The organism is Gemmatimonas sp. (assembly GCF_044376735.1).
GTDB lineage: Bacteria > Gemmatimonadota > Gemmatimonadetes > Gemmatimonadales > Gemmatimonadaceae > Gemmatimonas.
Map to the genome: position 1 here is coordinate 1 of NZ_JBILKJ010000271.1, position 2,739 is coordinate 2,739.

Annotated in this window: 3 protein-coding genes; 1 reads left to right on the forward strand and 2 read right to left on the reverse strand. The window is 67.6% G+C overall.

Translation table 11 applies throughout. The features are described from left to right. Positions 1-165: 165 nt before the first annotated feature. Both crcB and ACIRA7_RS16525 read right to left on the reverse strand, forming a co-directional pair. Complete coding sequence (gene crcB, locus ACIRA7_RS16520) at positions 166-555, reverse strand: fluoride efflux transporter CrcB (protein WP_396221926.1); 390 nt, start codon at positions 553-555, stop codon at positions 166-168. Beyond that, positions 552-2,135, reverse strand: coding sequence for a glycosyltransferase family 39 protein (locus ACIRA7_RS16525; protein WP_396221927.1), 1,584 nt, complete (start codon positions 2,133-2,135; stop codon positions 552-554). The genes crcB and ACIRA7_RS16525 overlap by 4 nt, the downstream gene beginning before the upstream one ends. 365 nt (positions 2,136-2,500) lie before the next feature. Between ACIRA7_RS16525 and ACIRA7_RS16530 the strand changes: the two genes are divergently transcribed. After that, positions 2,501-2,739, forward strand: a 239-nt coding sequence (locus ACIRA7_RS16530) for a hypothetical protein (protein ID WP_396221928.1), incomplete at its 3' end; no start/stop codon positions are given.

The window sequence follows — 2,739 nt, forward strand, 5'->3', positions numbered from 1 at the left end:
AACAGTTCCTCCTGCGCGCGCGCATCGTTGGCGGTGCACCAGGCGGCGAGATCGGCGGGAATCGTGGGAGCAGTCATGAGTGGTGCTCAGCGTGTGCGTGGATGGCGGCGACAGGTCGGCATGGATGACAACGGACACGGGCAGAGCCGGCGTGGTGAACCGCCACTACCGCGCCGTGCGGCCAACCGCGAGCCCGGCGAATGTAGCCAACACACCGAGGACGAGGCTGACCGTGACGTACAGCGCGGCGCGCCCGGCTTTCCCCTGCTGCAACAGCGTGACCGTTTCAGCGCTGAAGGTGGAGAAGGTGGTGAATCCACCACAGATGCCGACGGTGAGCGCCGCGCGCAGCACCTGATTCTGGTCGGGCGCGTCGAACAGGCGCGCCAACAAGCCAATGAGAAAGCTGCCCGACACATTGATCAGCAACGTCGACACCGGGAACCCGCTGCCGACGCGCAGCAGCAGCGTACCGAGGACGTAGCGTGCAACAGAACCCGTCGCACCGCCGGCCGCGACGGCGAGCAGCATCGGCATGGACAGCGCTGCATTCATGGCCGCGTCGGCACGTTGCGCGCGATGCGATACAGCCAGATGCGTCGCTCGGTGATGATGCCATCGCCACGGCGCAGGGGCACGGTGACGCCCCGCTGCGATTCGGCGAACCACGCGCCCACCACACCGGCCAGCGAGTCGCCCTTGGCGTCCGCATCGAACGCGGCCACGAGACCGTCGCCCGGGCGGATCCGGTCGTACGCGTTCGGCCAGATGTCGTACTGACTCGTGCGGCCACCAAGATTCAGCGCGAACACCGTGGGCTGATCGGGGAGGTGAAAGGCCAGCTCCGACGCGTCCTGATAGCGATCGGTGGCCACCCACCGCTTCACCGTGCCCGTCAGAAAATCGCTCTGCCGACTGTGATCGACGGCGGCGGCCAGCGTGTCCCACCCGTGCGCGCGGGCAATCGGATCCTTGCGCGGCGGGATCGGCAGGATCGGAGTGGCCGCCTGCCATGCCACGATCGCCAGCAGGATGGCGGCGAACGCCTGGCCGCGATGCCACCATCGTCCGTACGACCACGGCTGGCCGTTGGCGGCCAGCAACAGGATCGCGCTCGGATACATCATCGCTGGCCAATTCGCTTCCACCGGACGACGCCACGCGCTCACCGCGAAGAAGGCCAGCGGGGCCACCGAAATCACGGCCAACGCAAACCGGCGCGTCATCGGGTCGGCGGGCTCCAGATCGCGGCGCATGCGCCAGCCGTCGCGCAGGGCGAACCATACGGCACCGGCCATCAACAGGAACAGAATCGGCGAGGCCAGTCCGATTTGCCCGCCCAGCATCTCGAGCTCACGCGACAGCGGATGTCCACGCGAGCTCGGCGAGAAGCCATGCCCCAACTGGAATCGGAACGACACCCAGTCGTGTTGTGCGTTCCATACCACCACCGGCGCGAAGAGCCCCAGCGCGATGACCGAGGCAAGCCACGGCCCCGGCTCGGCGAACCGTTTGCGCAGCGCCGGGTGTGCGACGCAGGCGATCACCAATCCCATCGGCAGCAGGACGGCCGTGTACTTCGCCACGAACGCCGCGCCCAAGCCGATCCCCGCGACCGTCCACCAACCGAGGCTGCGCCACGAACGCAGCGGCGAGGCCAGGGCCCGCTCCACACCAAGTAAGGCGAACATCGCGCTGACGAACAGCACCGCATCCGGCGTGGCCAGCACGAGCCCGAGCGAGGCGATCGGTATCAGCGTCACCAGCATGGCGGCCCGCGTCGCCGCGCGGCGTCCGGAGGGACCTCGCCCGGCCAGTTGCCAGGCGCACACAACCGACGCCACGTGCATCAGCACCGCCACGATCGCCGGACCGGCACGGACCCCCATGGTCGTAGGGCCAAGCAGGCGGGTGCCCGCCGCAATCAGCAGGGCGATGCCCGGCGGATGGTCGAAATAGCCTGCCGCGAGTCGGCGCGACCACTCCCAGTAGTAGGTCTCATCGGGCAGCAGCGGAACGAGCCCCGACAGGGCCGCCCGCAGCACCGCCGCGGCGAGAATCCAGCTCGCCGCCGCGGTCCACGAACCGGGTGGGGCGACGGGGGGCTTGGTGGCAAGGTCAACTGGTGTCGTCATGGGCGGGGGTAAGTTGCACGGAGCCCCGATCGCCTCGCTACTGACGCGGATGGTTCGTGCCCGCGACCGTGACGGCAGCGTGCGTGCCAGTGGCTCCGCCAATGGCTCCGTCCATGGCACTGGCACGGTGGATCCGGGTAGAAGCGCGGGCTGGACGTTGCCGGATACCGTTCTGGCTACACTCATGCAACAGCTCACGACGTCGCTTGCCGACACGTGACCGACCGGACAGCTTGTCCAGAGCGCGAACGGTTCCTGCCATGTAACGGTTACGGCTGGTACCAACCATGCGTCCTAGTTGGACGTTGCTGCCCGGGAGGCCCTTCCGGATAGCCCATTCACTTTTGTTGACAGGACGGACCTGCATGCGGGTCTCTGCCCCCAATGCGAACATCCGCGCGACGCTGACCGCCACGCGACGCGCGCTCGCGACCGCGATTGCCTTGATCGGGCTCGCGGGTTGTCTCGATCTCAAGGTCATTGCCGACGCGTGCACGATCTCGGTGGCACCGGCCACCCTGTCGCTTCCGGTAAACGGCTCCTCGTCCATCGTGGGCACCGCCTTCGATTGCAACGGGAATTCGATCCGCAACAAGAAGATCTC

Excerpts from the sequence above, each read along its gene's own strand:
- crcB (WP_396221926.1), bottom strand. The coding sequence starts at position 555 with ATGAATGCAGCGCTGTCCATGCCGATGCTGCTCGCCGTCGCGGCCGGC.
- ACIRA7_RS16525 (WP_396221927.1), bottom strand. The coding sequence starts at position 2,135 with ATGACGACACCAGTTGACCTTGCCACCAAGCCCCCCGTCGCCCCACCC.